Source organism: Paenibacillus sp. JJ1722, from assembly GCF_048282685.1.
In the GTDB taxonomy this organism is placed as follows: Bacteria; Bacillota; Bacilli; order Paenibacillales; family Paenibacillaceae; genus Paenibacillus; species Paenibacillus polymyxa_B.
This window is the reverse complement of the sequence record NZ_CP182500.1, coordinates 3,229,157-3,252,337: the sequence shown is the minus strand read 5'-3', so window position 1 is coordinate 3,252,337 and position 23,181 is coordinate 3,229,157. Positions and strand designations below refer to the sequence as shown.

General features: G+C 43.1%; 23 protein-coding genes and 1 pseudogene. 19 read left to right on the top strand and 5 right to left on the bottom strand.

Annotated features, from left to right (window positions below):
• Positions 1 to 44: 44 nt before the first annotated feature.
• A complete protein-coding gene (locus tag ACM1ND_RS14250; protein ID WP_418026183.1) occupies positions 45 to 962 on the bottom strand; it encodes an AEC family transporter in 918 nt (305 codons plus the stop codon).
• Positions 963 to 1,212: 250 nt separating this feature from the next.
• Here ACM1ND_RS14250 and ACM1ND_RS14245 point away from each other — a divergent pair, with 250 nt between their 5' ends.
• Both ACM1ND_RS14245 and ACM1ND_RS14240 read left to right on the top strand, forming a co-directional pair.
• Positions 1,213 to 2,217 (top strand): copper amine oxidase N-terminal domain-containing protein, encoded by a 1,005-nt coding sequence (locus ACM1ND_RS14245; protein WP_023988933.1) that lies wholly within the window; start codon positions 1,213 to 1,215, stop codon positions 2,215 to 2,217.
• 188 nt (positions 2,218 to 2,405) lie between these two features.
• Positions 2,406 to 3,194, top strand: a complete 789-nt coding sequence (locus ACM1ND_RS14240; protein ID WP_053325578.1) for an SDR family oxidoreductase — start codon at positions 2,406 to 2,408, stop codon at positions 3,192 to 3,194.
• A gap of 94 nt (positions 3,195 to 3,288) precedes the next feature.
• Here the strand turns inward: ACM1ND_RS14240 and ACM1ND_RS14235 are convergent, their stop codons facing one another.
• The gene (locus ACM1ND_RS14235) at positions 3,289 to 4,017 is read right to left on the bottom strand and encodes a DsbA family oxidoreductase (protein ID WP_023988931.1); all 729 of its coding nucleotides are present in this window, start codon (positions 4,015 to 4,017) and stop codon (positions 3,289 to 3,291) included.
• Between the two features lie 212 nt (positions 4,018 to 4,229).
• On the opposite strand from ACM1ND_RS14235, the gene ACM1ND_RS14230 reads away from it, so the two are divergent.
• The 11 genes from ACM1ND_RS14230 (at position 4,230) to ACM1ND_RS14180 (ending at position 16,334) form a co-directional block, all read left to right on the top strand.
• The gene (locus ACM1ND_RS14230; protein ID WP_053325576.1) at positions 4,230 to 5,258 is read left to right on the top strand and encodes a LacI family DNA-binding transcriptional regulator; all 1,029 of its coding nucleotides are present in this window, start codon (positions 4,230 to 4,232) and stop codon (positions 5,256 to 5,258) included.
• Entirely contained in the window at positions 5,251 to 6,129 is an 879-nt protein-coding gene (rbsK, locus tag ACM1ND_RS14225; RefSeq protein WP_068942581.1) for a ribokinase, read from the top strand. Before ACM1ND_RS14230 ends, rbsK begins: the two co-directional genes overlap by 8 nt.
• 1 nt (position 6,130) lies before the next feature.
• Entirely contained in the window at positions 6,131 to 6,565 is a 435-nt protein-coding gene (rbsD, locus tag ACM1ND_RS14220) for a D-ribose pyranase (protein WP_023988928.1), read from the top strand.
• A 30-nt stretch (positions 6,566 to 6,595) separates the two neighbouring features.
• Complete coding sequence (locus ACM1ND_RS14215; protein WP_023988927.1) at positions 6,596 to 8,077, top strand: sugar ABC transporter ATP-binding protein; 1,482 nt, start codon at positions 6,596 to 6,598, stop codon at positions 8,075 to 8,077.
• Position 8,078: 1 nt separating this feature from the next.
• Positions 8,079 to 9,047, top strand: a complete 969-nt coding sequence (locus ACM1ND_RS14210) for an ABC transporter permease subunit (RefSeq protein WP_013310465.1) — start codon at positions 8,079 to 8,081, stop codon at positions 9,045 to 9,047.
• Positions 9,048 to 9,081: 34 nt separating this feature from the next.
• Complete coding sequence (gene rbsB / locus ACM1ND_RS14205) at positions 9,082 to 10,002, top strand: ribose ABC transporter substrate-binding protein RbsB (protein ID WP_023988925.1); 921 nt, start codon at positions 9,082 to 9,084, stop codon at positions 10,000 to 10,002.
• Positions 10,003 to 10,222: 220 nt separating this feature from the next.
• A complete protein-coding gene (locus tag ACM1ND_RS14200) occupies positions 10,223 to 11,230 on the top strand; it encodes an ABC transporter substrate-binding protein (RefSeq protein WP_418026182.1) in 1,008 nt (335 codons plus the stop codon).
• A 32-nt stretch (positions 11,231 to 11,262) separates the two neighbouring features.
• Positions 11,263 to 12,978 (top strand): ABC transporter ATP-binding protein, encoded by a 1,716-nt coding sequence (locus ACM1ND_RS14195; protein WP_418026181.1) that lies wholly within the window; start codon positions 11,263 to 11,265, stop codon positions 12,976 to 12,978.
• A gap of 68 nt (positions 12,979 to 13,046) precedes the next feature.
• Positions 13,047 to 13,997, top strand: a complete 951-nt coding sequence (locus ACM1ND_RS14190; RefSeq protein ID WP_256715645.1) for an ABC transporter substrate-binding protein — start codon at positions 13,047 to 13,049, stop codon at positions 13,995 to 13,997.
• A 224-nt stretch (positions 13,998 to 14,221) separates the two neighbouring features.
• Positions 14,222 to 15,286, top strand: a complete 1,065-nt coding sequence (locus tag ACM1ND_RS14185; protein ID WP_025720646.1) for a FecCD family ABC transporter permease — start codon at positions 14,222 to 14,224, stop codon at positions 15,284 to 15,286.
• 1 nt (position 15,287) lies between these two features.
• Complete coding sequence (locus ACM1ND_RS14180) at positions 15,288 to 16,334, top strand: FecCD family ABC transporter permease (RefSeq protein ID WP_053325571.1); 1,047 nt, start codon at positions 15,288 to 15,290, stop codon at positions 16,332 to 16,334.
• 102 nt (positions 16,335 to 16,436) lie between these two features.
• Here the strand turns inward: ACM1ND_RS14180 and ACM1ND_RS14175 are convergent, their stop codons facing one another.
• The 3 genes from ACM1ND_RS14175 to aiiA all read right to left on the bottom strand — a co-directional run bounded on the left by ACM1ND_RS14175 (position 16,437) and on the right by aiiA (position 18,123).
• Entirely contained in the window at positions 16,437 to 16,604 is a 168-nt protein-coding gene (locus ACM1ND_RS14175; RefSeq protein WP_007432475.1) for a hypothetical protein, read from the bottom strand.
• A gap of 514 nt (positions 16,605 to 17,118) precedes the next feature.
• Positions 17,119 to 17,298 carry a hypothetical protein gene (locus ACM1ND_RS14170; protein WP_143109555.1) on the bottom strand — a complete coding sequence of 60 codons (180 nt, stop codon included), beginning with the start codon at positions 17,296 to 17,298 and terminating at the stop codon, positions 17,119 to 17,121.
• 69 nt (positions 17,299 to 17,367) lie between these two features.
• Entirely contained in the window at positions 17,368 to 18,123 is a 756-nt protein-coding gene (gene aiiA / locus ACM1ND_RS14165) for a quorum-quenching N-acyl homoserine lactonase AiiA (RefSeq protein WP_071558670.1), read from the bottom strand.
• A gap of 200 nt (positions 18,124 to 18,323) precedes the next feature.
• On the opposite strand from aiiA, the gene ACM1ND_RS14160 reads away from it, so the two are divergent.
• From ACM1ND_RS14160 to ACM1ND_RS14135, 6 genes and pseudogenes are all read left to right on the top strand, one after another.
• Positions 18,324 to 18,632, top strand: coding sequence for a hypothetical protein (locus ACM1ND_RS14160; RefSeq protein WP_076159600.1), 309 nt, complete (start codon positions 18,324 to 18,326; stop codon positions 18,630 to 18,632).
• 383 nt (positions 18,633 to 19,015) lie between these two features.
• Positions 19,016 to 19,972, top strand: coding sequence for a tyrosine-type recombinase/integrase (locus ACM1ND_RS14155; protein WP_023988917.1), 957 nt, complete (start codon positions 19,016 to 19,018; stop codon positions 19,970 to 19,972).
• 455 nt (positions 19,973 to 20,427) lie between these two features.
• Positions 20,428 to 21,429: an ROK family protein gene (locus ACM1ND_RS14150; RefSeq protein ID WP_418026180.1), complete on the top strand. Its 1,002-nt coding sequence runs from the start codon at positions 20,428 to 20,430 to the stop codon at positions 21,427 to 21,429.
• Positions 21,430 to 21,440: 11 nt separating this feature from the next.
• Positions 21,441 to 21,724 (top strand): annotated as a pseudogene (locus tag ACM1ND_RS14145) (MFS transporter); the annotation flags it as partial.
• A 406-nt stretch (positions 21,725 to 22,130) separates the two neighbouring features.
• Entirely contained in the window at positions 22,131 to 22,298 is a 168-nt protein-coding gene (locus ACM1ND_RS14140) for a hypothetical protein (protein WP_338532453.1), read from the top strand.
• A 48-nt stretch (positions 22,299 to 22,346) separates the two neighbouring features.
• Entirely contained in the window at positions 22,347 to 23,153 is an 807-nt protein-coding gene (locus ACM1ND_RS14135; protein WP_338532452.1) for an HAD-IIB family hydrolase, read from the top strand.
• Positions 23,154 to 23,181 lie beyond the last annotated feature (28 nt).

Here is a 23,181-nt window from a genome sequence, read left to right as displayed (position 1 = left end):
GACAAAAAGCGTCTCTAATCCATTTTTTATATTTATCATACACCTCAAATAAGATGCCGAGATGCTGAAATTAACAGTGTCATCGTAATGACATTCACAATCGTAGAAAGTAATACTGTTTGTGCGGCAAAATCGGGTTCATTTTTATATTCTTCCGCCAAAATACTTGTATTAACGCCGGTAGGCATACCCGATGCAATGAGCAAGGCTTGAGCCGGAATCCCCTTAAGACCCAGCAGCAAGACGAGCATAAAACCGACCATTGGACCAGCAATCAGGCGTAGTACCATACTGATGTACACGGCTGCCCGGCGCAAACGAAAGGGATATTGCACAATTTGTGCCCCCAAAGTAAGCAGAGCCACGGCAACCATCGACTGACTAATATAATTCAAAGGTTCAGCCAGTAAATTAGGCAATGGACTATGCAGCAGATTTAGGAGCAAACCTAGCGCAAGCGCATAGGGAACAGGCATTTTAAAAAAATTAATTAATATTTTTCGAGTATTGGCCTTGCCGTTTTGCACAACAAAAGTGCCGTATGTAAATGTGACAAAGCTTTGAAAGGTCATAATCAGAGCTTGAACGGAAATGGCCAACGGGTCACCTTTGAACACCAACTGATTGATTGGCAGACCATAATTCCCTGAATTATCTAGCATTACACTATTTGTAAAAGCTCCACGCATTCCGGGGCTGTATTTCAGAGATCTGGCGACGGTAGTGCTGATTACGTACAGAATAGCTATGTACAAGGCATAAAAAAGTGAAACCTCACCCATGAGCATTAAAGAAATTTCCGAGTTATAAAGACCTGTAAACACAACTGCGGGGGTGATATAGTAAAAATTGATTTTAGCTAAGGTATACAAATCCAGTCGAAAATAATATTGCATGATACAACCAAAACCGATAAGTACAAAAATAGGTAAAACAACGTCCAAAAGAATGGTGCCGAACATGTCTGTTTCATCTTCTTTCTATTATGCGAATGTAAAGGCTGATTCTTAAAAATGCATGTGTAATTCTCATTATACTGTGTAAATAGGTTAGGCGTATAATAAAATTTTATAGTGGTTTTGGTAATATGGACTGCAGCTATAGTAGTGTCTCACACATTAGATAAGAAAAGATAAAAAATCAGCTTAGAGAAGCCGTTAATACATCTAGGGACATTTGAGCCCGGTCTTTACTATAAGGAGGAATCGCATCATGAGAAACACTTGGACAGCCTTACTAGCGTGTATACTGGTCTTGGGATTGGCAGCGGGAACCGCTGAAGCCAAGCAGGGACGCGGAAATGATCAGGAGGACAAACAGGAAGCAAAGACGTCTGTTAAAGACGGGAATGAAAAGAGCGGGGAAGAGCTAATCAATCCCCATGACTCAGACAATGATCAGTCCAAAAAACAAAAGGACAAAGCATCCGGGAAAAAGGATGAAAACAGAAAAAAAGACAAACACGCAGAAATCAGAAAAACCGAACCTGTTGCAGTAACAGATGATACATACGAGGAGTCCAAAGACCATAATGGTCACAAGGGACGCAACGGTTATAAGGGTCTGCTTCACGCGGTAGAAAATACGAAGGATAAGCCGGCAGGAGCGGTTATTGCAAATCTGCTGCTTACGAAATACCCAAACCGTTTGACTCCGGAGCAGGTTGCTGAACTTGAATTGATCCGGAATTCTGGTAAAGCACTGACTGAGGCAGCTGAGCTACTGGCTGAAAACGGAAATGTGACTGATGCCGTTTACATGCAGGAGGAGGCGGTACTGGCTAATGTGTCCGATCTGGACAGCTACAAAAAGCTGGGTGAATTCTCGAAGAAGGCCGGACGGCCGTCGGGTATGAAGCTGTTCGTGAATGGTGAAAAATACGATGCCAAACCGATTAACCGCAATGGGACCACACTTGTTCCGTTTAGAACAGCTTCCGAAGCTTTGGATGCAAAGGTTTCCTGGGATCCGAAAGAAAAGGCTGTTACTGTCACCCGTAACGGCGTGTCCGTCAAATTATTTGTTAACAGTCCAAAAGCATATATTAACGGTCAGCCGTATTCTATAGAGCAGCCAGCATCCATAGTGGATGGGACGACAATGGTACCTGTAAGGGTAATCGGAGAGGCCTTGGGGACAAATGTTAAATGGGAGCCTGAGAGCCAGTCCGTTGTTGTATACGAGCAGACAACAACAACACCTGCATCAACATCATAACGTGCTGTAAACAAAAAGGGCCCTGACTAACTGTCAGGCCTTTTTGTTTTACCTTGCAATTAATGATTTCGTATTCTTTTTAATGGTGAGAAGATAGATAGCCTTCATAATACTACCAAGCTATTCGCATTATGTGCTGGTCATGTGTACAATTAAATAGAGAACGCTTAGAAAAGGGAGTGTCATAGATGGATTTAGGATTAACGGGAAAAACAGCCTTTGTTGCAGGTTCCAGTAAAGGACTCGGCAAGGCAAGCGCACGAGAGCTGGCACGCGAGGGTGCGAATGTCGTCATTTCAGGACGGAACGAAGCAGAGCTTCAGCGGACGCAGGCGGAATTACTGGAAACAGCGAGTGGCCGCGTTGAATATGTAGTTTGCGATGTAACAAAACCAGAACATATCTCCCAGGCCATCCGCCGTACAGCTGATTTGTTTGGCACCGTGGATATTTTGGTTAACAATGCAGGTGGGCCTCCTGCCGGTACCTTTGATGATTTTACAGATGAAGTGTGGATGCAGGCCTTTGAACAAAATTTACTTAGTCATATCCGGTTGATCCGTGAAGTGTTACCATATATGAAAAAACAACAAAGCGGTAGGATTTTAAATATTGCTTCTTCCTCAGTTAAGCAGCCAATTCCGGGGTTAATCATTTCAAATACGCTGCGTACTGGAGTTGCTGGATTGGCAAAAACATTGTCTCTGGAATTAGCTCCTCATAATATTCTGGTACATACTGTAGCACCGGGGAGAATTGCAACTGATCGCGTGCGTAGCTTGGACGAGCATCGAGCTGAGAAAACCCAGCAAACGACGGATCAGGTTCGCAAACAAGCAGAAGAGGGCATTCCATTGGGACGGTATGGACAGCCTGAAGAGTTCGGTAAAGTCGTTGCTTTTCTGGCGTCTTCAGCTTCATCCTATTTGACAGGGAGTACCATCCTTGTGGATGGCGGAATGATTAAATCGTTATAAAATAAAGATGCGTGCCAGCCTCAGGTTTAATTGAGTGCTGGCACGCTTTTTTAAAATTTATTTAGGAAGTAGAAAATCTTTATTCACGGACTGTTCAGCCCTCACGGCCTGGAAGCTCACAACCCTCATCGGTACATAAACCACCTGCATCTTGTTTGGACGAGCTGCCGCTTATCATGGTGAAAGGTGAGCGTTCATCCCATGCTTTTTGAAGCGCATCATGAAATACTTCCTCCGGCTGGGCACCAGAAATAGCAAATTTTCGATCAAATACAAAGAATGGCACACCCTGAACACCCAATTCAGCGCCTTCGGCTTCATCAGCTCTAACTTCGTCGGTAAAACGGTCACTGGCTAATATAGCAGCCGCTTCCTTTTGATCCAAACCAACTTCAGTAGCCAGCGCTACCAGCACTTCATGATCCCCTGTATGCTTGCCTTCGATGAAAACAGCTTGGAATAAACGCTCGCTCAGCTCCAGCATTTTGCCTTGTGTTTGAGCCCAAAGTGTTAAGCGGTGAGCATCAAGAGAGTTCGTCGGCACCATGGCATGAATATTATAATCAAGACCCGCAGAGCGTGCGTTTTCGTTCATTCGATCATTCATAGCCTGAGCCTCTTGCAGACTGACCCCATATTTAGCTGATAGTTCTTCATTGATCGTTTTACCACTATCTCTCACAGCATTCGGGTTCAATTCGAAACTCTTGAATGTCAATTGCACCTCATTGCGATGTGGGAATTGCTGTAATACTTGCTCCAAACGGCGTTTGCCGATATAACAGAATGGACACATATAATCAGACCAAACTTCGATATTCATAAGGAAAAAGCCTCCATGTATACGTATTTTATTGAGTAACTGGGAGTGGTGCTCCCCCCTTTAGAATGTGTATTAAGGTGGAACTTCATTAGTTACAATAAGAATTATAAAGCTAAAGCATTCAACGTGCAAATAATTAATGCTTGTCAAAAAATTAATGCTGTGATATTTTATATGTGTAACCGGTTACACATTGGAGTTGAACCTACACTATGACAACAATTAAAGAAGTCGCCAGCTTTGCAGGTGTTTCCGTAGCGACCGTATCCAGAGTTATTAATGAAACTGGATATGTACATGAGGATACACGGCGAAAGGTAGAGGCTGCTGTGAAGCAGTTAAATTACAAGCCTAATGAAGTTGCACGTTCTTTGTATAAAAAGAAATCCAGATTAATCGGCCTGCTGCTGCCGGATATTACGAACCCTTACTTTCCCTTGTTAGCTCGTGGGGTGGAGGATCGAATGCAGGAAAATGATTTTCGGATTATTTTCGGTAATAGTGATGAAGATCGCCAAAAAGAATTGGATTACATGGATACTTTTGTTCAAAATAATGTCGTTGGTGTTATTTCTTCTACCAATGATCCCGATGCCGATTGTTATGCCAAACTGAAGATCCCGGTCGTTTTTCTCGATCGAACTTCCAGTGACAGCCTCTCCGTATATGCAGATGGAGCCCATGGCGGTTGCTTGGCTGCTCAAGAAATGGTTGCCCGCGGCAGCAAACAAATTACAGTCATGCAGGGCCCTGCACATATTCGTCCAGCACAAGACCGTTTTCGCGGGGCGGTTGAAGAGCTTCAGCAATCCGGAATTGCTTACCATGTGGTCGAGACAACCTCCTTTTCGTTCAAGGAGGCCGAGTCGTGGGCCAAAGAGCTGTTTAGCAAGTACCCGGATACGGACGGAGTTATCGCAAGTAACGATATCGTGGCTACAGCGGTGATGCATGAGGCACATAGATTAGGAAAGAAAATCCCGGATGATGTTCAAATTATCGGGTTTGATGATATACCATTAAGTAGTTTGTTATTCCCGCCTTTGTCAACGATCCGACAACCTGCTTATGAAATGGGCTGGGAAGCAGCAGGGCTACTCATTCAGTTGATTGAGCAGTCGCAAGTAACGAAGTCAAGCGTACCTAATCTTCATTCGAAAGTACTTACCTATTCAAGCATACAATTGCCCGTCAAATTTATAGAACGGGAAACGACAAGAAAGGTGGATCATGATGGCTAAAATTTCAATTATCGGAAGCAGTTCTATGGATCTCGTAGTTACTTCGTCCAAACGTCCCGGTGCTGGTGAAACGGTATTGGGTGAAAGCTTTACAACCGTACCTGGAGGTAAAGGAGCCAATCAGGCAGTAGCCGCAGCACGACTCGGAGCAGACGTTACGATGATTGGACGTGTAGGGGATGACCATTTTGGAGAACAGATTTTACGGAATTTTGAAGAAAATCATGTTCATACTGGCTATGTGAAACCGGTTACACATATGGAAAGCGGTACAGCGCATATTGTACTAGCTGAAGGTGATAACAGTATTGTCGTGGTAAAAGCAGCAAATAATGAAGTGACACCCGCCTATGTGGAAGAAGCACTTGACGTCATTCGAAGTTCGGATATTGTGTTAATTCAACAGGAAATACCGTCGGAAACGGTTGTTTATGTAAGCGAAATTTGTGCGAAGTACCAGGTACCCTTGTTGCTGAATCCAGCCCCGGCTCGTGAAGTGGAAGAAAGCGTAATTGCGAATGCGACCTACATTACGCCAAACGAGCATGAAGCTGCCATTATGTTTAAGGATATGAGCCTGCAAGAAGCGTTGCGCAAATATCCCAACAAGCTGTTTGTGACTGAGGGCAGCAACGGTGTACGATTCTTCGACGGAGAACAGGAAGTCGTGGTTCCTACTTATAAAGTAGAAGCCGTTGATACAACAGGTGCAGGAGATACGTTTAACGCTGCTTTTGCAGTGGCATTGGCTGAAGGAAATTCGTTGGCAGACAGTGTGAAATTTGCTAATCGTGCTGCGTCATTGTCCGTAACCAAATTTGGAGCCCAAGGTGGAATGCCAACCCGACGTGAAGTGGAGGAGCAAATATAATATGAAGAAACATGGAATCCTAAACAGTCATATATCCAGAATACTGTCGGATCTCGGCCACACAGACTATATTGTCGTGGCTGATGCTGGCTTACCTGTTCCTGAAGGCGTTACCAAAATTGATTTGGCCCTTAAATTGGGGGTTCCATCCTTTCAGGACGTCGTTGATGTCATTGCAGCAGATATGGTGATCGAAAAAGTAATGCTGGCCGAAGAAATTAAACAAGAAAATGAACAAGCATTACAGTATATTATGCGCACCTTTGCAGGGGAGCAATTAGAACAGCCACAGCTTAATAAGCAGGCAGCCGTCATTGAGTTTTGCCCTCATGAACAATTCAAGGAGCTGACCCGGTATGCGAAGGCGGTCATTCGTACAGGAGAGGCTAAGCCGTTTGCCAATTGTATTTTGCAGGCAGGAGTTCATTTTGGATAAATCAATGTTGAATAAAAAGGAGGGTACAGCATGCAGATTCAAATGAAAGGAATTCACAAAGCCTTTGGAACCAATCAGGTACTGAGTGGTGTTGACTTTGATCTTCGTGAAGGAGAAGTACATGCCCTCATGGGTGAGAATGGTGCAGGCAAATCAACGCTGATGAATATTTTAATCGGACTGCATCGGCGAGATGAGGGAACGATCATCATTGACGGTCAGGAAACCTATTTTGCCGACCCCAAAGAAGCGGAGCAAAAAGGAATTGCTTTTATTCACCAGGAACTGAATGTGTGGCCGGAGATGACCGTGCTGGAAAATCTATTTATCGGCAAGGAAATGACATCCAAGTGGGGCTTACTAGACAGCTCCAAAATGAAAGCGCTAGCAAATGAACAATTCAGCAAGCTTTCGGTAAATCTTCCATTGAACGGTGAAGCAGGCGATTGTTCAGTGGGTCAACAGCAGATGATTGAAATTGCCAAAGCACTCATGACGGATGCTAAAGTTATCGTGATGGATGAGCCGACAGCCGCCTTAACCGAACGAGAAATTCAGAAGCTGTTCGAGGTTATTACTTCCTTGAAAAAAGATGGTGTTTCGATTGTGTATATTTCACATCGGATGGAGGAGATATTCGCGATCTGTGATCGGATTACCATCATGCGTGACGGGAAAACGGTGGATACTCAGGCGATTCCCGATACGCATTTTGATGAAGTTGTACGGAAAATGGTGGGTAGAGAGCTGACTGAACGCTACCCGGTAAGAACGCCTGCTTTGGGAGAAGTGGTGCTGGAGGTCAAAAATGCTTCGCATAAAGGGTTATTTGAAAATGTGAATTTCACTGTACGATCTGGGGAAATTGTAGGTTTTTCAGGCTTAATGGGCTCGGGACGGACCGAGATCATGCGGGCGTTATTTGGACTGGATGCTTTGGATCGTGGTGAGATTCATGTGCGTGGAAAAAAAGTGTCTATTCGTAAGCCGGATGATGCGGTGAAACTAGGGATTGGCTTCATTACAGAAGATCGAAAAGATGAGGGCTTGGTGCTGGACTTTTCCATCCGGGAAAATATGGTGCTGCCAAATCTGTTCAGCTTTACTTCAAAAGGATTTATTTCAGGTAAAAAAGAGCTAGATTTTGTTAACACTTTAATTAAGCGCTTACAAATTAAAACCCAATCGGGCGAAACAACGGTTCGCAGTTTGTCAGGTGGTAATCAGCAAAAGGTGGTTATTGCCAAATGGGTAGGTATTGGTCCAAATGTACTCATTCTTGACGAACCGACGAGAGGTGTGGATGTGGGAGCCAAGCGGGAAATCTACCAGTTGATGAACGAGCTGACCGAACGTGGAGTCGCGATTATCATGGTATCCTCGGAACTCCCTGAGGTACTCGGCATGAGCGATCGTATTGTCGTGGTGCACGAGGGAAAGATCAGCGGAGAGCTGAGCAGGGAAGAAGCCACACAAGAAAATATTATGACGCTAGCTACAGGAGGACAGTAATATGACAACTATGAATGAATCAAAAAGCAGCAAAGGCTTTCAAATGTCACAAATCACACAGAAGCTTGGCCCGTTGTTGGGACTCATTATTTTGGTAATTATCGTATCGGTCTTAAATCCCAGCTTTTTGGAACCGCTTAATATTTTGAATTTATTGCGCCAGGTATCTATTAATGCGTTAATTGCGTTCGGTATGACCTTCGTTATTCTCACAGGCGGAATTGATTTGTCAGTCGGCTCCATATTAGCACTATCCAGTGCGTTTGTCGCAAATATGATGCTGGCCGGGTTCGATCCTATTTTGGCGATTATCATTGGCTGTGCATTGGGTGGCGTGATGGGCATGGTCAACGGCTTGATGATTACGAAAGGTAAAATGGCTCCGTTCATCGCTACACTAGCAACCATGACCATTTTCAGAGGATTAACACTCGTTTATACCAACGGTAACCCTATTACAGGACTCGGAGACAGTCTGGTATTTCAATTGTTCGGTCGTGGCTATCAGTTCGGTATTCCGGTTCCAGCGATTACGATGCTCATTACCTTTGCTGTCCTATGGATCATTTTGCATAAAACACCATTCGGACGCAAAACGTATGCCATCGGTGGTAACGAGAAGGCTTCGATTGTATCCGGTATTAAAGTACCGCGTGTGAAAATTTGGATTTACTCTCTGGCTGGAATGCTTTCCGCGTTGGCGGGTGCTATCTTGACCTCACGTTTGAACTCGGCACAACCGACAGCGGGTACTTCTTATGAACTGGATGCCATTGCGGCTGTCGTATTAGGTGGAACAAGCCTCTCGGGAGGACGCGGACGAATCGTAGGTACGTTAATTGGTGTGCTTATCATCGGTACACTAAACAATGGCTTGAACTTGCTGGGGGTTAACTCTTTTTATCAAATGGTCGTAAAAGGGATAGTCATCGCTATTGCTGTATTGATTGACCGTAAAAAATCCGCATAATACACCTAATCTGCGTAGAAGGAGACACATAAATATGAAAAAGCTTATATTAATCATGACTGCCTTGCTGCTCCTGCTCATGACAGGGTGTTCCTTGGAACCGCCCGAATGGGCCAAACCTAAAGCGGCCGCGAACCTGAAGGACATTAAAATCGGCTTGTCGATCTCAACGCTGAACAATCCATTCTTCGTCTCTCTCAAAGACGGAGTTGTGGCAGAGGCCAAAAAACAAGGAATGCAGGTCATTGTTGTGGATGCACAAAATGATTCGGCGAAACAAAGTAATGACGTGGATGATCTGATTCAACAGGGAGTAAACGCGTTACTCATTAATCCGACAGATTCGTCGGCCATCTCCACTGTGGTACAATCAGCGAATGCATTGAACATCCCGGTTATTACACTGGATCGTTCTGCTGACAAAGGAGACGTAAAAGCACTCGTCGCTTCAGACAACGTAGAGGGAGGACGAATGGCTGCCAGATATGTGATTGATCAAGTTGGAAAAGGTGCCAAAGTGATTGAGCTGGAAGGTGTTCCAGGAGCATCCGCTACCCGTGAACGTGGGAAAGGCTTCCATGAAGTAGCAGATAAGGATCTGAAAGTCATAGCCAAGCAATCGGCCGATTTTGATCGGACCAAAGGTTTGAACGTGATGGAAAATCTGCTGCAAGGAAACCCGGACGTACAGGCTGTATTTGCCCACAATGATGAAATGGCGTTGGGTGCTATCGAAGCAATCCAAAGCTCAGGTAAGAACATTCCAGTCATCGGTTTTGACGGTAACGAGGATGCGCTTAAATCAATTAAGGAAGGGAAACTGACAGCCACTGTAGCTCAGCAACCCGAGCTTATTGGACAATTGGCGGTGCAGGCAGCCAAGGATGTACTTCAAGGTAAAACTGTGAAAACATCAATTCCTGCTAAGCTGGAGTTGGTGGACCAATCGAAATAAAATGGGTACTTGACCCGACATATTAAGCCTTCGGACTGATGCAAAACATACGCATCAGTCCTTTTTTTGACTAATCTACGATGATGATACATACCACATAAATGGAAGTTTTTAATTTTTGTATTGTAAGAAGAGACGGTAAAAGATAGAATAACAATTATATGATAATGAGAATCACTATCATATTATGAATTGTATATATCTAAGGAGGACGTATATTGTGCAACAAAGGTACAGATTAAAATGGGAATCCACGCTTTGTCTTGTGGTTCTTTTGATGGTTGTATTGAGTGCATGTGGAAACGCAGCTAGCAAGAACCAGACAAACGACAAGACCAGCACTAATGATCCTTCCGGGCAATCCAAAACGGTTGTCATGCGCGAATATACTGATGCCACTGGCAATAAGATCAGTATCCCTGCAAATCCACAGCGAGTCGTCACAACACAATATTTGGATGCTATGCTGGCCTTGGGAGTTAAGCCTGCAGGTGCTGCTTCCCATTTGTTGGAAGGCGACTATTTAAAAGGTAAGATTGACGGAGTTGCGGATATTGGGAACCCGACAAATGTAGAAAAGGTGCTGGAGCTACAACCGGACCTCATCATCACAACAGAAGATACCACGCCAGAAGTGAAAGAGCAGCTGGAGAAAATTGCTCCAACCGTAGTCGTTTTGTTTGGAGATGGGGATGTATTTAAGCAACTGCGGGATGTCGCAGCCGTGCTGGGTAAGGACAAGGAAGCCGAGCAGTGGATCGCTAGTTTCGACAAAAAGGCTGAAGAAGGTCGAAAGAAGCTGGCTGGAAAATTCAAAAAAGATGAAACGGTTACCATTTATATGACCTACGGTAAGGATGTGCTAAGAGTATATGGAGCGCGAAATGTAGGACATGTCATTTACCGTTCACTGGAATTGAATCCTCCTGAGTACATACGACAGAAGCTGGAAAATGACCCGAAGTTTAACTTTGTATACGATAGCATTTCAATGGAAAAGCTGCCTGAACTGTCAGGAGACCGTATTATTATGCTGGTTTATGATGAAGCGAGCAAGGACGGAATGCTTAAGCAAATTGAGCAAAGTGCACTGTGGAGAAATCTCCCGGCTGTCAAGAACCACAAAGTGTATTTCATCAAAGCTGACCCGTGGTTTACCTACTCGCCGCTTGCTATTGACAAATCGCTGGATGAAGCCGTTAACATGCTTTCCGTCGATCCTAAATAATCACTCGAAATTAGAAAGGAGAAGTCATGACTATGCTTAGACGATTTTTTGAATACTACCGTCCTTACCGGACTTTGTTCATCATTGATTTCTCTTGTGCCTTGCTAGCTGCACTGCTGGAGCTGGCTTTTCCGCTTGCAGTCAACCGGGTGGTCGATGATTTGCTGCCCAGCGGGAACTGGAAATGGATTTTATATGCCTGTCTAGCTCTACTCGGTATTTATGTCATAAGTGCTGCGCTGAATTACGTGGTTACCTATTGGGGGCACAAGCTGGGCATCAACATCGAATCGGACATGCGTAAAAAGCTGTTTGATCGAGTACAAAAGCAATCTTTTCGCTTTTTTGACAATAACAAAACAGGGCATCTCGTTTCACGTATGACCAACGATCTGATGGATATTGGGGAAATTGCTCACCACGGCCCCGAAGATTTGTTTATCGCATTGATGACACTGGGGGGAGCCTTTGGTATCATGCTCGGTATTAACTGGAAGCTGGCTGTACTGACTTTCATTATTGTACCCCTCATGATTTACTTGTCTCTTTATTTCAGCCGAAAAATGTCTGCTGCTTTCCATCGTATGTTTTCTGATATTGCGGATTACAACGCTCGTATTGAAAATAACGTCAGCGGGATTCGCGTTGTTCAAGCGTTCTCCAACGAAGCCCATGAGATGGAACGTTTTGCTGAAAATAATGGGCGTTTCCGTAAAACGAAGCTGATCGCGTACCGGATTATGGCCTGGAATTCCTCAATTAGTTTTATACTAATGAAGCTGGTTTCATTGTTTGTGCTTGTGTGTGGAACATGGTTTGTTATCGAAGGACAGATGACCTACGGGGAATTTATCGCATTTGTGATGTTGTCTAATGTATTCCTGGGGCCGATTAAACAAATTAATTCTGTCATCGAAACGTATCCGAAAGGGATTGCTGGCTTCCGACGGTATCTGGATTTACTGGAAAGTGAATCGGATGTAGAAGATCTGCCAGGAGCCAAGGCGGTTAGCCATCTTAACGGAGATATTCACTTTGCAGGTGTAACGTTTGGTTACGAGAACAAAGATAAGGTATTACGCAAAGTGGACCTATCTATCCATGCGGGTGAAACCGTAGCACTTGTGGGGCCTTCAGGAGCAGGTAAAACGACACTTTGCAGTTTGTTGCCTCGCTTCTACGATGTCGAGGAAGGCAGCATTACCATTGATGGGATGGATATCCGTGAAATGAAGCTGGAATCGCTGCGATCCATGATTGGTATCGTACAGCAGGATGTATTCCTCTTTGATGGAACGATTCGTGAAAATATCGCTTATGGTAAGCTGGATGCTTCGGAAGAAGAAATCTGGGATGCTGCTCGTCGAGCTCAGATTGAAGACCTTGTTCGCTCATATCCGGATGGTCTGGATACAATGATCGGTGAGCGAGGTGTGAAGCTCTCCGGTGGTCAAAAGCAACGTTTGTCTATTGCCCGGATGTTCCTTAAAAATCCGCCAATTCTCATTTTAGATGAAGCGACATCAGCATTGGATACAGAGACAGAAGCCGCGATTCAGCAGGCGCTGACAGAGCTATCCCAAGGCCGTACGACACTCGTTATTGCGCATCGTTTGGCAACGATCAAAAATGCTGACCGCATTATCGTAGTTGCAGATCAAGGGATTGCCGAGCAAGGCAGACATGAAGAGTTATTGGCAGTAAAAGGGGCATATAGCCGCCTGCACCAAGCTCAATATGGAACGTAAATAGGTCGATATGACGCCGTAAATAGAGAGAGGAATGAACGGGTTTGACAAAGAAAATGTGGATTGTGATGATGCTTCTGTCAGTCATTTTAGTTCTTACCGCCTGTGGTGGAAACGTAAAGCAACCGGATGAAAAGCAGAATCAAACTTCTAGTGAACAAAAGTCAGAGGAAACGAAAACAGTCAAAACGATTCATGGAGATATTAAGATTCCGGTTCACCCTCAGCGGGTTGTAGTGGATTTGTACCTGAATGATTTATTAGCACTAGGAATTAAACCTGTGGGAAGTGTTAAATATTATCTGGATAATCCGTTTTCGAAGGATCTTGTACAGGGAATTACAAGCATTGGAGACCGCGGAAGTGTATCCATTGAGAAAGTATTGACTCTGCAGCCGGATTTGATTCTGATTGGTTCCAAAGATGCTTCTGAATATGAAAAATACAGTAAAATTGCTCCGACCATCGTGATTCCTTATGGAACGTACAAGAATGTGCATGAGGAACTGACAGCTTTTGGTGAGCTGCTTGGAAAAGAACAGGAAGCCAAAACATGGCTTGCTCAATACGATCAGCGGATGCAGGCTGCACGTGACAAGCTAAAGGGAATTGTTCAGCCTGGGGATACTTTCACCGTAATGGAAGCTTCGGAAAAAGAATACTATGTCTATGGTGATAATTTTGGCAGAGGAGGACAGGCGGTATACAGAGGACTGAATTTGACACCTCCGCCGCTTGTCCAAAAAGAATTATTAGGTGAGACTCAATGGAAATCGGTGTCAAAAGAAGTCATTAATCAATATGCCGGCTCTTATATCTTTCTGACGGTTAACAAGGATTTGGGTGGTTACGAAGGAGACAGCATATGGAAATCACTGAATGCGGTCCGGCAAGGTAAGGTTTTTGAGCTCCAGGAGGATCGATATTGGTACTTCGATCCCATCGCTATTGTAGGGCAAGCTGAAGAAATCGCAGATATGATCGTCCAGCGGAATAAAGAGAACGCCGCACAGAAGTAGTCGCTTCGGTGTTGTTGGCAGCCCTTTGGTATTTATGCCGAAGGGCTTTATTTTTTCACAATAGGGCAGATCATTAGGCATTCCTCGAAATTTGCTATTGAAGCCGTTGCCACATTAATTTACAATAGTAAAGATTGCATGATAATAATTCTCATTATCAACATCATCTTCAACACAGTTCGTGATAGCTACATACTATTCAACAGTAAGGGTGAACAATAGTTATGAAATTATCAGAATCATCGGATAGCCCCGCTCAAAGTAATCATAACCAGTCGCCGACTCAATTCCACTCGCGACCTTGGGCGGCTTCGCTTATCCTGACAGCTGGGCTTGGACTTTTAGCGTTCGGTATCGCGCTATCCCTATCTTTTGGTGCAGCCTCTATTAGGCTAGAAGAGGTATGGAACGCCGTTTTTCATTTTAAACCCGAGTTACAAAACCATCAAATTATTTGGGAAATCCGTCTACCTCGGATTCTGGGTGGGGTTCTAATCGGAGTTTGCTTTGCCGTAGCAGGTGCAATTATGCAAGGAATGACCCGAAATCCGCTTGCTGACTCGGGCTTGCTTGGACTGAACTCGGGAGCCAGCTTGGCGATGGCGATTTGCTTTGCCCTTTTTCCCGGATCTTCCTTTTTACAGTTAATGTTGTATTCCTTTGTTGGTGCAGCTCTGGCTGTTGTGATGGTATATGGTACAAGCTCCATATCCAAATCAGGTCTTACGCCAGTTCGTCTTGTATTGGCGGGTGCAGCTGTCACGGCATTGCTGTCTGCCTTAGGAGATGCGATCAGTTTGTACTTTAATGTTGGACAGGATTTAGCCTTTTGGTATGCCGGAGGGCTTAGTGGAACCAAGTGGGTTCAGCTCGGTATAGTTTTGCCTTGGGTTGTGGCAGCTTTTATCGGCGCTCTCATGTTGTCGCGCTCCATTACGCTGCTTAGTTTGGGAGACGAAATTGCGTTAAGTCTTGGTCAGCGAACTGGGGTGGTAAAGGTAGTCGGGATGATTCTTGTTCTGATTCTGGCGGGTGCAGCGGTGTCGTTGGTTGGTTCTATAGGTTTCGTGGGATTAATTATTCCCCATATAACCCGCAAGCTGGTTGGCGTCGATTATCGCTGGATTATTCCATGCTCGGCCATTATGGGAGCTTTACTCATTGTGTTTGCCGATCTGGCAGCCCGTATGATTAACGCACCTGAGGAAACACCGGTGGGCGTACTTATTGCCTTAATTGGGGTTCCATTCTTCCTTTATCTGGCACGTAAAGAAAGGAGGGCGCTGTAAGATGAATAACGTTACGAATGGGGCTATTGCCAAAGCTAGTCATCGTAAAAAAATCCATGATTGGATGGTTGTAATTATTCTGCTCGTATTGCTCATTGCTGCGTTCACCATAAGCGCGAATACGGGAACCATCCGGCTTTCGCCAATGGAGCTATTTAGAACCTTGTTTGGACAAGGGACTCCACAGCAGGAATTAATCCTCTTTGAATTCCGATTGCCGCGAATGGTTATTTCTCTTCTAATCGGTGCAGGTCTCGCTGTTTCTGGCTGCATCATGCAAGGGGTCTCACGTAACGGCCTAGCGGACCCTGGTATTCTGGGGATTAATGCGGGCGCCGGGCTGATGGTCATGCTGTTTGTATTGCTTTTTCCATCTATGCAAACTACGAATTCATTGTTTTTACTTCCCGCTCTTGCGCTGATTGGATCAGGAGCAGCTGCTATTCTCATCTACGCGCTTTCTTACAAGAAAGGCGAAGGAATTTCCCCGACAAGGCTACTGCTGAGCGGAATTGGCGTAGCGGCGGGTATCAGTGCTGCGATGATCATTATGACTCTTAAGCTGACACCTGAAAGCTACACGTTTGTAGCTAATTGGTTAGCAGGAAGCATCTGGGGCTCAAACTGGAAATTCGTAATGGCTCTGTTGCCTTGGCTGATTGTATTGCTTCCTTTCGCATACTACAAAGCAAATGTGATGAATGTGCTTAATCTGGGAGATCAGACGGCATCGGGGTTGGGTACACCTATCGAAAAGGAACGTATTCTCCTTCTCGCTGCTGCGGTTGGATTGGCCAGTTCTAGTGTTTCGGTTAGCGGCGGTATCGGCTTTGTCGGTTTGGTGGCTCCACATTTGGCGAGAAAGCTGGTGGGTCCGAAGCATAAAATGCTACTGGTAACCTGTGCTTTAGTCGGAGCACTCCTGGTACTTGTAGCGGATACGATCACACGATCCTTACCTTTACAGAAAGAAATACCGACAGGTTTGATTGTAGCCATCATTGGTGCGCCATACTTTTTATATCTGCTGAGTCGCTCCAAAGGGTAACATCACGAAAGGATACCACCTGTCAATTAAAATAACCTTCAACACCACTAAGGAAGTGGGGCTGAAGGTTATTTTTTTCATTTGATTTAGCAGCCTTTTATCTCAACGGGAAGTATTCAAGGCATGAGAGGTTTGATGCAGCTCTCTGATCATTTTATGCAACGTGTAATTTTCCTGACGTGTCACGCCGTGTTGATTTTCCTGAACCAGCAACTGATGGATGTTTCGTTTTAGAATTTCACTTCGACGTTCCAGCATTTCGGTACTCATAAATAAATGAACACTCCCTTTGTCATGAATAAACCTACATTTTTGAAATGAGCATAGGCTGAATATAAGTTTGCCTTTCGACTTCTTTAAGTATATCGTGCTAGATGATCAAGGGAAAACGGAGCGAGACTGCAAATTACTTTTTCTCATCATCCATGCCGTGTCGACAGCGACTCACCCCATGAGTTCTTAGATATACTTCCTGATGCTGGCGATAACAGGAGATTAGACGTAATTAACTTCATGTATATAATTTGACTAGCTCATGTTTTTTGATATAAACGGATTTAGTGTATTAATCCATTTAAAATTTTGCTGAAAGCTATGGAGGGGAGCAACTAGAACTGCAAAGGTGTATTCAATGCAACATTGGTTTATTCCATATCAGCGAGCTCAGTTAACCAAATTTTGCAGTTCTAAATGTCGGAGTCATTACAACTACCTAATGAAAAGAAAAGAATAAGAGGCTATAACATTTTGGAAGTGAGGAGATACAATAATGATTATTTAAAAATCAAATGAAGAAATTGAGATCATGAGGGGAGCTGGCCGAATTACGACTATTCTGCCAGTCCGCACCACTTGCCTTTGAGGCCGAACTTTTCAAGTCCTGTGTGTACGCCGTAGACGTATACTGGAAGCCATGATCCGAATGAAGCACGGCTCCGGATACGTCTATTTTGTGTGCATTCATAATACCAATTTCTTTATACCCCGGACCGAAAAGATCCGGAATGGTGGAGAAATAGCTGCTTTATTATCATTATTTGTATTGTGGATATACCGGCTGAACGGCTACCTGCTCAGGATCATGACCGAAGAACAACAGATTCGGCTTAACCTCCTGCACAATCTGCTGAATGCGGGCGATTGACTGGCGTGCCTGTTCACGGTCAAAGCCGTCAAACGGCACGTCGTTTGCGTAATTCTCCTGCGTGTAGGCAACATCAATCGTCAGCATGACCGGACCCGATTCCTTTGTTGTGACCAGCGCGGACTGATGACCCGGCGAATGACCCGGAGTATAGAACAGTTGCAAACCTGGAACCAGCTCATGATCCCCTTGAAGCAGTCGGTAATTCAAGTCCGCCTGCACGCATTCCGGTGGCGCATACTCCAGATTACCGATCGCAGCGTCTGCTTCGGTCTGCTGCACATAAATCGGTGTATTCGGAAAATGCGGATTGCCTCCAGCATGATCCATATGCATATGAGAGATTACGATGGCATGGATATCGTCCGGTTGATAGCCGATCCGATCCAGTACAGCCACGATACTATCATCGGCTGACATATGGGGAATGAAGCGCCCTTCAAACGGTGTACTTTTAAAATAATTTGGATTGTTGATAAACGAATCCGGCATACCGGTATCAATGAGAATCGGACCGTGATCTGTCTCCAGCAGATACGACCAGATTTGCAGGCGCACCAGTTCACCGGGCTGTGCATGATGGTTGAGTGAGGAGCGATCAATATCAAGCTGACCGATCGGTAACCAGTACAATTTGTTAATCATACAATCATCCTCCAATCTTAGTTTACATAATAATTATTATGTAGTTATGAATCAGGGTTTCGGCTGACAGAAAGTGATGTTTGTATTTTCGTTTGTAAGATCCGGGTGCTGGAGCCTCATGCTGTCGTTGTAATCTCACTCTTTCGAAAATTAATTTTTAATAGTTTAAATGATAAGGCATGTAGGCGTCCAGCAGAAATTTGCCGTCAGGCAGCTCAGTTCATGCTTTTCCTGTGAACAAGACTGTTTCTACGCTCTGCTCGAAATTTGTCCAGAAGCTGGATCACACGGTCATCATCTCGAAAATCGGTGAAATTCTTGGTGATCCACTGCTGCTATTGGGTGAAAATTACAATCAGCTAGCAGGCTATCATATGGAGATGGTGCACGCGCCGGAAGATGATCCGGATAGCGAGCTGGAAACTGCATATGATATTCATGTTTTGGCCACTATGGCGATTTTGACTGCTACCGATCGAGAGCAGCGCCCCAGCTTGCTGATGAAGTAGAGAAGTGGTGCTGCATGCAAGACTATTGGCTATTTAGTTTTGTTTTGGATATGAATGAATTACATTCGGAGAACTTTTCTTGAGCGTGTTTTAATTTGTCTACATTGTGGGATCGACCCCCTCTGACCCTATGCCACCCCGTTAAGTGCTTTGAAATGTCTGCTTGAAGGCGATACCAGGCTGGACAAGAGGGGAGCGCTTTATTTATACTTAAAAAGCGCTAAAAAAACAGCGTATAATATAAATTATACGCTGTTTAGGTTTAAAACGACTTTTAGAATCCCTCCTGCATAAGATGTCGATTGGATTGTCGATAAAAATCAGACGAAAATGATCATTTTACAGTATATTTCGGAATATGAACTGAATTGGAGGCGAACGGGATGAAAAAAGAGTTACGACATGTGGGGCTCGATTCAACTGAAGAAACTGATGAAATATATACTGAGGAGCTGGAAGCTTTTTTGATCTGGATGAAGGATGCGGGATATACGATACATACGCAAAAAAATTATATGGGGGATGTAAAGCAATTTTTACGCACGTTGCGTGAAAAACCACTCGATCAGGTGAAGAAGATTCATGTTATGTCGTATTTGTCTAAAGCGCGGGAGGGAGGCGCCGGAGATAGTACGCGGAACCGGAAGCATGCAGCGGTGAACAGTTTTTTTAAAGCGCTACAGGAATTTGAGTTATGCAGCACAAATCCGGCAGCGGGAATCAAAAAAGCAAAAACTGAAAAGAATCGTATGCCCGTCTATCTGGATGAAAAGGATATTCATCCGTTTTTGCTCGCGGTGGAGGGGAAATATGCAAATCGTAATATGGCTATTTTTCTGCTGATGGTCTACATGGGATTGCGGGTGGGGGAGGTTCATTCATTGAATGTCTCGGATTACAGCCGAGAAAGACGTACCTTAGATGTGTTCGGTAAAGGACGTAAGTGGCGTACTCTCCCGGTACCGGAAGCCGTATGTGATTTTGTAGAGCATGCGTTGGAGGAAAGATTGACGCCGTGGAGAGGTAAAGAGGATGCGATGTTCATATCCCAAAAAGGCCGCCGTCTGGCAGTGCGCACCATTCAACAGATCGCTACAGAAACGTTCGAACGATTCCAGCAAGATAAGAGTATAGATCGCCGGGAGGCTTATTCCAGCCATAAGCTGAGACATACATTTGCGACAATGCTATTACGTAAGGGAGCAGATCTGCGTACCGTACAGGAGCTACTGGGGCATTCATCCATTCAGACAACCACAGTATATACACATGTCACTGATCGGGAAAAAGAAAAAGCAATGGATAAGCTGGATATTCAGATACCGATATCAGGATTGTAAGTATAGCATGAAAGTTGAGATTAAATGAAAAATAGTTTACATAATAATCATTATGTAAACTCGTCAGAGGAAGTTACATAATGACTTGAAAATTACATCAACGGCTTTAGGTCATTATGATCATGAACGTAGTATTCTTTTTCATAGCGTTAGTTTTGTTTTTGATTGATTTGCTCCAACCTGATACTGATTAGCTGCCACCCAATCATTTTGCGCATACGATTCGATTTTGGTTCTTCAACAGCATTCTTCAATAGATTAGCCTCCTTATTTTAGCGATCATCTTATGTTAAGCATGAGAATAATTCAGAATAAGCTGGAAAGCAATAGTGAATTAAAGGTTAGTACGATATTGCCTTGACAAAGGTAATATTTAGTTGCAAAATTGGTAAAACAACTTTATAAATATGGTTTATAAAGTTGTTTTATGATTTTATAAAAAGAAGGTGCTATGTATGGAAAAAGCTAATACAAATTTAATTAAAGAAATAAATCTGAACCTGGTTCGGAAAGTATTGAAACAGATTAGTAAGACAACAAAACCTCAACTAGCCGCATTGACTGATTTAAGTGTGGTAACTATCAATACCCTTATGCAGGAATTGCTTAATAATGGAGAGATCTTTGAAGATGAAATCGTTCCTTCAAACGGAGGCAGGCATGCGTTAACCTATCGTTTTAATTATGAGTATAGTCTAGCACTGATTATACATATTAATGAAAAACAAGGGACAGATGTAGTGTGTACTACGGTAGTTAATTTAAATGAGGATGCTCTGATGAAAGAAGAGCATCCCTTTCAAATTTTTAATGCTACACAATTTTATTCCACGATTCAAGACAACATTTCCCTCTATCCTTCCATTAAAGTTATTGGAATAGGAATCCCGGGACAATCTGTAAATGGAGAAATTACAGTCAGCAGTCATGAAAGATTAAATGGAATTCGGTTGGCAGAGGATGTGCAAAGCAAATTTGGTTTGCCGGTTATTGTGGAGAATGACGTAAATGCCGCTGTATGTGGTTACGTCTATAGAGAACAAATAGATGAAGATCAATGTGTACTGGCTATTTATTTTCCTGAGAATTCTCCACCAGGAATGGGGATTTATTTGCGAAATGGGGTTTTAAAAGGCAAACATGGATTGGCTGGTGAAATCAAATTCCTTCCGTCGATAGTTTGGGATGAGAGTAAGGGAACGGAAGTTTTCTTCAATAGTATATGTGAAATTATTCAAATATTACAATCTGTATTTGATCCTGATCGAATTGTGATCTATAGAGAGAATATAGAAGAAGTGTCTTTCTTTCATTTTTTAGAATCCTACAAATCTAAACATAAGATGCCTTTGTACCCTGAGGTTATTTTCTCAGATTTATTTTATGAAGATTTTAAAACAGGTTTGAGAGGGTTAACTCTAAAAGAATTGGAACGTCCAATCATTGTCTTTAAATAATGTATATATGATTACCTGGGTTTATTCTTATTGGTTAGGACTTGCGCCGATTTACCCTGGACTTCTTCATGAAACGCCAACTCGGTTTGGTAAAGAGAATTCTTCCAAACTCATGAGATATCAAATGGCAGTTGCTTATACAGGAACGACATTACTTCCTCCCATTTTTGGGGTTATAGCTTCTCAGACAAGTATTCATTTTTTTCCGATTGCCGTCATTGTTTTCCTTCTTTTTATGCTGTTCAGTTCAGAACAAGTGAATCGTACATTGAAAAAGAGAACTTTGAACGGTTAACCCAAGATTATATCTTAAATCATAAACATCCATGACAAAAATGTGCTTTTCTATAAATTATCGCTTGACCTGAAACGCGTTTCATCAGCTAAAGTAAACGTGTAACCTAAAAGAGAAAGAGAGGGCACTCTATGATCTCACTGATTTTACTTTGCTCAGTTATATGGGTTGGTACTTATTGGTGCTTAGCATTATCCGGGCAGCCTAAGGAAGTAAAACCTTACCGCTCCATCGATGATTTTTTTGAATAACTTTGTATGTCCACTTAATAAAGAGGCTTTTTTTACTCGCTTTATTAATGTGTTTAATTAAATGGTTTAATAAGTGTACAGGATTTGCAATGCACCTATTAAATGGATCAAGTTCTGGAACTAAGTTGGATTTACGGAAATAAGGAGGTGTGACTGTGTGGGCGATAGAAGGTATTTCATGTATCATAATTTTAATCATTATGTATTTCATGATCAGTAGTTTGGTACATTCTCCTCATGTTCAAAAGCTTGCAGCACGAATGTTTGAAGATTTTAATAGAGATTTTGATGTTGATCCATGGAAAGAAAATGAAAACCCATAAATTAAACTTGACTAATAAAGATCTTTATATTTTAAGGGGGATTTATATATGTTTAAACTGGTAGTAAGTGATCTGGATGGTACTTTTCTGAATAATAGTAGCACTTTCGATGTCGAATTATTTAATCAGGTGTATGGAGAAATGCAAGAAAATAATATTTCCTTTGTAGCCTGTACAGGCAAGCAGTGTGAAAGAGTAGAAGAATTATTTGGCGAGCACGGAAAAGGGATCTGGATCTTAGGGGACAGTGCTACGCGGATTAAAAAGGATGGAGTCGTCGTCAAAGAGTTTACGATTGAACGCAATTTAGCTTTACAAGCGATAAGAGATATCGAAAGTTTTTCCAATGATTTCATTATCATAGCATGTACAACGGAAGCAGCATTTGTTCATTCTTATATTCAAGACGAATACTATAAAATTGTGAAAGGCTCGTATAAAGAAGTGATTAAAATTGATTCATTTGATCAAATCAACAGTAGCTTTCTTAAAATAACTGTATATGATCCAGCTGGAAGAAGTTCCTTATTAAGAAAACATGTTGAAAAGACTCTAATGGATCAAATTTATATCGTTGATTCTGAAGCAAATTGGCTGGATATTACAGCCCTTCATACCCATAAAGGGGAGACGGTAAGAAAACTCCAAGAGATATTGGGGGTTACTGAGGATGAGACCCTGTCTTTTGGAGATGGTGAAAATGATGTGGAACTTATGAGTATAGCAAAATATAGTTTTGCTATGAAAAACGCATGTGATAATACTAAAAATGCAGCCAGTTTTATCACTAAATCCAACGAAGAAAACGGTGTCTTATTAACGATAAAAAAAATGATGGATTTACAAAAGCAATAATATTAATTATCGTTATGGAGAGAAGACC